Here is a 6,320-nt window from a genome sequence, read left to right as displayed (position 1 = left end):
GGAATATGGCCGACTGTCCACAGCGTCCTCGCTGTGTTGTTGCCATCCCCGAAGGAATGGACTTTTTCAAAGGAACCTCGACCATCCGAAGATGGACGGGGTATCAACTAATCTGGCGTTGATTTTTGGCACGCTGTTGAGTTCTCAAGGTGCGGACGCTTCCTTTGTTCCTGTTTCCAGGCCCTCCGGGCGCTTCCTTCGTTTCCGAGTCTATCAGATCTTTCCGATCCGATTTCCTCGGTGCTTTCCGGTCCCTTTTGTTTTCACTCCGAGGGCCTTTCGGCGTGTTCCGACTTTATCAGATGATTTCCGTCGGATTTCCCGCCTCCCGAAGAACCGTTCAGGCACACGACGGTGCCGGGTGGTTCCCGATCTGGCGGAGCCGTAAACGTACTGGAGCGGGGCGCCCCGATGCAAATCGAGGGGCCCCGCTCCGGTGTGGCGCTGGTCAGACGGCCCAGCGGGCCGTCCGTCAGACCTCTACGACGACCGGGAGGATCATCGGGCGGCGGCGGTAGGTGTCCGAGACCCACTTGCCGACGGTGCGGCGGATCAGCTGCTGGAGCTGGTGGGGTTCGACGACGCCGTCCTGGGCCGACTTGTTCAGAGCCTGATCGACCTTGGGGATCACCGCGTCGAAGGCGGAGTCCTCGATGCCGGAGCCGCGGGCGTGGATGTTCGGGCCGCTCACGATCTTGCCGGTGGAGGAGTCCACCACCACGAAGACCGAGATGATGCCCTCGTCGCCGAGGATGCGGCGGTCCTTGAGGTGGGTCTCGGTCACGTCGCCGACCGAGAGGCCGTCCACGTACACGTACCCGGCCTGGACCTTGCCGGTGATGCGGGCGCGGCCGTCGATCAGGTCGACGACGACGCCGTCCTCGGCGATGACGATGTGGTCCTTCGGGATACCCGTCATCGCGCCGAGCTCGGCGTTGGCGCGGAGGTGGCGCCATTCGCCGTGGACCGGCATGAGGTTCTTCGGGCGGCAGATGTTGTAGAAGTACAGCAGCTCGCCGGCCGAGGCGTGGCCCGAGACGTGGACCTTGGCGTTGCCCTTGTGGACCACGTTCGCGCCCCAGCGGGTCAGGCCGTTGATCACGCGGTAGACCGCGTTCTCGTTGCCCGGGATGAGGGACGAGGCCAGGATGACCGTGTCGCCGGGGACGATGCGGATCTGGTGGTCCCGGTTGGCCATGCGGGACAGCGCCGCCATCGGCTCGCCCTGGGAGCCCGTGCAGACGAGCACGACCTCGTCGTCCGGCAGGTCGTCGAGGGTCTTGACGTCGACGACGAGGCCGGCCGGGACGCGGAGGTAGCCCAGGTCACGGGCGATGCCCATGTTGCGGACCATCGAGCGGCCGACGAAGGCGACCCGGCGGCCGTACTCGTGGGCGGCGTCGAGGATCTGCTGGATGCGGTGCACGTGGCTGGCGAAGCTGGCCACGATGATGCGCTTCTGGGCGTTCGCGAAGACGTTCCGCAGGACGTTGGAGATGTCCTTCTCCGGCGGGACGAAGCCCGGGACCTCGGCGTTCGTGGAGTCCGAGAGGAGAAGGTCGATGCCTTCCTCGCTCAGGCGCGCGAACGCGTGGAGGTCCGTGAGACGGCCGTCCATCGGGAGCTGGTCCATCTTGAAGTCGCCGGTGGCGACGGCCATGCCCGCGGGGGTGCGGATGGCGACGGCCAGGGCGTCCGGGATGGAGTGGTTGACGGCGATGAACTCGCAGTCGAAGGGGCCGAGGACCTCGCGGTCGTCCTCCTTCACCTCGAGGGTGTAGGGACGGATCCGGTGCTCCTGGAGCTTGGCCTCGATGAGCGCGAGGGTCAGCTTGGAGCCGATCAGCGGGATGTCCGGCTTGAGGCGGAGCAGGTAGGGGACGGCACCGATGTGGTCCTCGTGGCCGTGCGTGAGCACGATGCCTTCGATGTCGTCGAGGCGGTCCCGGATGATCGTGAAGTCCGGGAGGATCAGGTCGATGCCGGGCTGCTCCTCTTCGGGGAAGAGGACGCCGCAGTCGACGATGAGCAGACGGCCGTCGAACTCGAAGACCGTCATGTTGCGGCCGATCTCGCCGAGACCGCCGAGCGGGGTGACGCGCAGCGCGCCCTTCGGCAGCTTCGGCGGGGCGCCGAGTTCAGGATGCGGATGACTCAAAAGACTCTCCTCACCATGCGCGCCACGGGCCGGTCGGGCACGTGGCGCGCATGACATTCGTGCACTTGCTGTTGTCAGTGTTCAGTTGTGAAGTCCGTTGTCAGAGTTCTACCCCGCCGGCGGCCAGGTCGACCTTGAGCTGCGCGGTCTCCTCGGGAGAGAGCTCCACGAGCGGGAGGCGCAGCGGTCCGGCGGGGAGGCCCTGGAGGGCGAGGGCGGCCTTGGTGGTCATGACGCCCTGGGTGCGGAACATTCCCGTGTAGACGGGGAGCAGCTTCTGGTGGATCTCCGTGGCCTTCTGGACCTCGCCGGCCAGGTGGGCTTCGACGAGGGCGCGGAGTTCGGGGGTGACCACGTGGCCGACGACCGAGACGAAGCCGCAGGCGCCGACGGAGAGCAGCGGGAGGTTGAGCATGTCGTCGCCGGAGTACCAGGCGAGGCCGGAGCGGGCGATGGCCCAGCTGGCGCGGCCGAGGTCGCCCTTGGCGTCCTTGTTGGCGACGATCCGGGGGTGCTCGGCGAGGCGGACGAGCGTCTCGGTGTCGATCGGGACGCCGCTGCGGCCGGGGATGTCGTACAGCATGACGGGGAGCTCGGTGGCGTCGGCGATGGCCGAGAAGTGCCGGTACAGGCCCTCCTGCGGGGGCTTGTTGTAGTACGGCGTGACGGCGAGGAGGCCGTGGGCGCCGTCGCGCTCGGCGGCGCGGGCGAGCTCGAGGGTGTGGTGGGTGTCGTTGGTGCCGATGCCGGCGATGACGTGGGCGCGGTCGCCGACCGCCTCCAGGACCGCTCGTACGAGGTCCGATTTCTCCGCGTCGCTGGTGGTCGGGGACTCGCCGGTGGTGCCGTTGATGACGAGGCCGTCGTTGCCTGCGTCCACCAGGTGGGTGGCGAGTCGCTGGGCACCGTCGAGGTCGAGTGCGCCGTCCGCCGTGAAGGGCGTGACCATGGCGGTGAGGACCCGCCCGAAGGGGGTCTGCGGAGTGGAGATCGGAGCCATGGGTAACACGCTACTCGCTGCTCAGCGCCGGGTGTCCCCGAGGGGGACGCGTAGAAGAGGAGCCCGGCACTGCCTGCTCGGGGGTTCAGGCAGTGCCGGGTCCGTTTGATCAGCCTAGATGAACTTCACGAAACGTCGCAATACGGACACTTCGCATGAGCGTTTCGGACATCTGTGCCCTACGGGGCCACACGGCCGTTCTTGTTGAAGGCGGCGTGGGTCAGCGGCATCAGCCGGGCCCAGTGCTCCTCCATCTTTTCGCCGACCATCTCGATCTCACGCTGTGGGAACGACGGGACCGCGGCCAGCTCGTGCTGGGTGCGCAGACCGAGGAAGTGCATGAGGGAGCGCGCGTTGCAGGTGGCGTACATCGAGGAGAAGAGACCCACGGGGAGGACCGAGCGGGCGACCTCGCGGGCGACGCCGGCCGCCAGCATCTCCTGGTAGGTGGCGTACGCCGTCCGGTACGACTCCTCCATCGTGCGGCTCACCACCTCGTGCTGCTCCTGGGTGCCCTCGACGAAGACGTACTTGCCGGGGCGGCCCTCCTGGACCAGCTTGCGGGAGGTGTCGGGGACGTAGAAGACCGGCTGCAGCTCCCTGTAGCGGCCCGATTCCTCGTTGTACGACCAGCCCACGCGGTGCCGCATGAACTCGCGGAACACGAAGATCGGGGCACTGATGAAGAAGGTCATCGAGTTGTGCTCGAACGGGCTGCCGTGGCGGTCCCGCATCAGGTAGTTGATCAGGCCCTTCGAGCGCTCCGGGTCCTTCTGGAGCTCTTCGAGGGACTGCTCCCCCGCCGTGGAGACGCGCGCCGCCCAGAGGACGTCGGAGTCGGTCGCCGCGCTCTTGACCAGATCAACGGTGACGTCGCTCCGGAAGTCGATCTTCACGTTCTCGGTGGGGGTGTCGCTCACCAGCGGTCCTTCCGTTCGGCTGTTCCGGGACCCACCTTATCGACGTCCTTCAGGCGTATCCGACGTCCTCCTGGAGGAGGAGATTCAACCGCTTTAGTGAAATAGGGCACCAAAGAGCCGATTCGGTCGTCTGTACCGGTGAAGGACGACGACTACAGAGGAGAGTGGCCCTGATGTTCCGCCGGAGAGAGGCCGTACCGTTCGCGTTCGTCGCGGAGGCCGACCACTTCCGCAGTAACGTCACGCCGCCACCCAGGGAGCGCCTCAAGGCCTCTCAGATCGTGGGGCGGGCGCTGCTCGGGCTCACGGTGGTCGCCGGGCTCGTCGGCGCGCTGGTCCTCGGCATGCCGTCCCTCCAGTCGGGTGACTCCAGCACACACCAGCAGCAGTCCGAAGCCTCCGACAACCGCTGAGGTAGCCTCACCGGGCACCGCCCGATCGTGCTTGCGAGTGAGGAACCTGTCGTGCCCCTGCCCTTTCTGACGGCCGACCGTGCTTTTGACACGACCGACCACGTCACCCTCCCGTTCGACGACCACGATCAGTGGCGTCGTCCTTACCGGCCGGGGTCGTGGCGGGTCGGAGCGGCCGCGCTGGCGCTGCTGCTCGCCGCGTTCGTGCTGCTCGCCGCCGTGATCATCGTCGCGGCCGGCGGATTCGGCGCCGCCACCGTGACGCTCGGGATCGCGGTGCTCGTCATCCTCGCCGCCCTGCGGATGCTCCGCGTGGGCACGTGGGTGAGCCGCGCCGGGGTGCGTCGGGTCGGCTTCCTCCGGACCGTCACCGTGCCGTGGGCCAAGGTGACTTCCGTACGGACCGCGCAGCAGCCGGTGCGCTGGCTGGGGCTTCCCCGTACGGTCCAGGGCCAGGCCCTGGTGCTCGGCCGGCAGGGTGGTGAGCAGCTGCTGCTGCTCACCGACCACAGCGCCGACTTCCTCTCGCGGGTCGAGGCCTTCGACCGCGCGGCCGACACGGTCGAGGCCTGGAACGCCGAGTACGGCGTCGTTCCCGCTACGCGCTGACCGCGCGGCCCTCGTGGAGGGCGATGGCCCGCTGCATGGCCTTGCGGGCCCGGGGGGTGTCGCGGGCGTCGTGGTAGGCGACCGCGAGCCGGAACCAGCAGCGCCAGTCCTCGGGAGAGTCCTCCGTCTCGGCCTTGCGCCGGGCGAAGACCTCGTCGGCCGAGTCGCGGTCGATGCGACCGCCCTCGCTGCGCCTGAGCTCGTCGACGGGCAGCCCGCCCTCGGCCTCCAGCTCGGAGGCGAGGGCGTTCGCCTGCCGGGCGAAGCGGGTGTTCTTCCACAGGAACCAGCCGCCGACCCCGGGCAGCAGGAACGCGACCGCTCCCATGCCCATGGCCACCGGTTCCCCGGTCAGGAGGAGCAGGACGCCCTCCATCGCCACGACCCCGAAGACGAGCACGAGGACCGTGGCGAGGAAGACGTAGGTGATCTTTCCGCCCATGCCGTCAGCCCAGGTCCAGGAAGTGTTCCAGGCCGAAGGTGAGGCCGGGGGTGGTCGTCACGCGGCGGGCGCCCAGGAGGATGCCCGGCATGAAGCTGGAGTGGTGCAGCGAGTCGTGGCGGATCGTGAGGGTCTCGCCCTCGCCGCCGAGCAGCACCTCCTGGTGGGCCAGCAGGCCCCGGAGACGTACCGCGTGGACGGGGACACCGTCGATGTCGGCGCCGCGGGCACCCGCCACACCGTGCTTGGTGTTGTCCTCCTGGGCGCCGAGGCCGGCCTCGGCGCGGGCCTTGGCGATCAGCTGGGCGGTCCGGGTCGCCGTGCCGGAGGGGGCGTCGACCTTGTGCGGGTGGTGCAGCTCGATGACCTCGACGGAGTCGAAGTACGGGGCCGCGACCTGCGCGAACTTCATGGTGAGGACCGCTCCGATGGAGAAGTTCGGGGCGATGAGGACGCCCGTCTCCGGGGAGGCGGCGAGCCAGGAGTCGAGCCGCGCGAGGCGCTCCTCGGTCCAGCCGGTGGTGCCCACGACCGCGTGCATGCCGTGGCCCACGCAGTATTCGAGGTTCTCCATGACCGAGTCGGGCGTGGTCAGCTCGACGACGACCTGGGCGCCCGCCTCGGCGAGCGTCTCCAGCTTGTCGCCCCGGCCGAGGGCCGCGACCAGTTCCATGTCCTCGGCGGCCTCGACGGCCTTGACCGCCTCGGAGCCGATGCGGCCCTTGGCTCCGAGGACCGCCACGCGCAGCTTGCTCATTCGTCTGCTTCCTTAGGGGAT

Annotated in this window: 7 protein-coding genes; 2 read left to right on the top strand and 5 right to left on the bottom strand. The window is 68.4% G+C overall.

Translation table 11 applies throughout. The features are described 5' to 3' along the window. Window positions 1-472: 472 nt before the first annotated feature. The 3 genes from ACFC0Z_RS14155 to thyX all read right to left on the bottom strand — a co-directional run bounded on the left by ACFC0Z_RS14155 (window position 473) and on the right by thyX (window position 4,078). A complete protein-coding gene (locus ACFC0Z_RS14155) occupies window positions 473-2,158 on the bottom strand; it encodes a ribonuclease J (protein ID WP_360807796.1) in 1,686 nt (561 codons plus the stop codon). Window positions 2,159-2,258: 100 nt separating this feature from the next. After that, the gene (gene dapA / locus ACFC0Z_RS14150; protein ID WP_376436625.1) at window positions 2,259-3,158 is read right to left on the bottom strand and encodes a 4-hydroxy-tetrahydrodipicolinate synthase; all 900 of its coding nucleotides are present in this window, start codon (window positions 3,156-3,158) and stop codon (window positions 2,259-2,261) included. Between the two features lie 179 nt (window positions 3,159-3,337). Next, complete coding sequence (thyX, locus tag ACFC0Z_RS14145; RefSeq protein WP_376436622.1) at window positions 3,338-4,078, bottom strand: FAD-dependent thymidylate synthase; 741 nt, start codon at window positions 4,076-4,078, stop codon at window positions 3,338-3,340. Window positions 4,079-4,251: 173 nt separating this feature from the next. On the opposite strand from thyX, the gene ACFC0Z_RS14140 reads away from it, so the two are divergent. Both ACFC0Z_RS14140 and ACFC0Z_RS14135 read left to right on the top strand, forming a co-directional pair. Beyond that, window positions 4,252-4,491: a hypothetical protein gene (locus ACFC0Z_RS14140; RefSeq protein ID WP_376436619.1), complete on the top strand. Its 240-nt coding sequence runs from the start codon at window positions 4,252-4,254 to the stop codon at window positions 4,489-4,491. Between the two features lie 51 nt (window positions 4,492-4,542). Next, the gene (locus ACFC0Z_RS14135; protein WP_376436616.1) at window positions 4,543-5,100 is read left to right on the top strand and encodes a hypothetical protein; all 558 of its coding nucleotides are present in this window, start codon (window positions 4,543-4,545) and stop codon (window positions 5,098-5,100) included. On the opposite strand, the gene ACFC0Z_RS14130 is transcribed toward ACFC0Z_RS14135, so the two are convergent. Both ACFC0Z_RS14130 and dapB read right to left on the bottom strand, forming a co-directional pair. Further along, the gene (locus ACFC0Z_RS14130; protein ID WP_376436613.1) at window positions 5,090-5,542 is read right to left on the bottom strand and encodes a hypothetical protein; all 453 of its coding nucleotides are present in this window, start codon (window positions 5,540-5,542) and stop codon (window positions 5,090-5,092) included. The genes ACFC0Z_RS14135 and ACFC0Z_RS14130 overlap by 11 nt on opposite strands. 4 nt (window positions 5,543-5,546) lie before the next feature. Continuing rightward, window positions 5,547-6,299 carry a 4-hydroxy-tetrahydrodipicolinate reductase gene (dapB, locus tag ACFC0Z_RS14125; RefSeq protein ID WP_376436610.1) on the bottom strand — a complete coding sequence of 251 codons (753 nt, stop codon included), beginning with the start codon at window positions 6,297-6,299 and terminating at the stop codon, window positions 5,547-5,549. Window positions 6,300-6,320: the final 21 nt, after the last annotated feature.

Origin of the sequence: Streptomyces sp. NPDC056144, from assembly GCF_042264145.1 — a bacterium.
In the GTDB taxonomy this organism is placed as follows: Bacteria; Actinomycetota; Actinomycetes; order Streptomycetales; family Streptomycetaceae; genus Streptomyces.
The sequence above is the reverse complement of the archived record's forward strand: the minus strand, read 5'-3'. Positions and strand labels throughout refer to the sequence as shown.

What these genes read in the sequence shown, in the direction of transcription:
- dapA (WP_376436625.1), bottom strand. Translation starts at nt 3,158, where the DNA reads ATGGCTCCGATCTCCACTCCGCAGACCCCCTTCGGGCGGGTCCTCACC.
- ACFC0Z_RS14140 (WP_376436619.1), top strand. Translation starts at nt 4,252, where the DNA reads ATGTTCCGCCGGAGAGAGGCCGTACCGTTCGCGTTCGTCGCGGAGGCC.
- ACFC0Z_RS14130 (WP_376436613.1), bottom strand. Translation starts at nt 5,542, where the DNA reads ATGGGCGGAAAGATCACCTACGTCTTCCTCGCCACGGTCCTCGTGCTC.
- dapB (WP_376436610.1), bottom strand. Translation starts at nt 6,299, where the DNA reads ATGAGCAAGCTGCGCGTGGCGGTCCTCGGAGCCAAGGGCCGCATCGGC.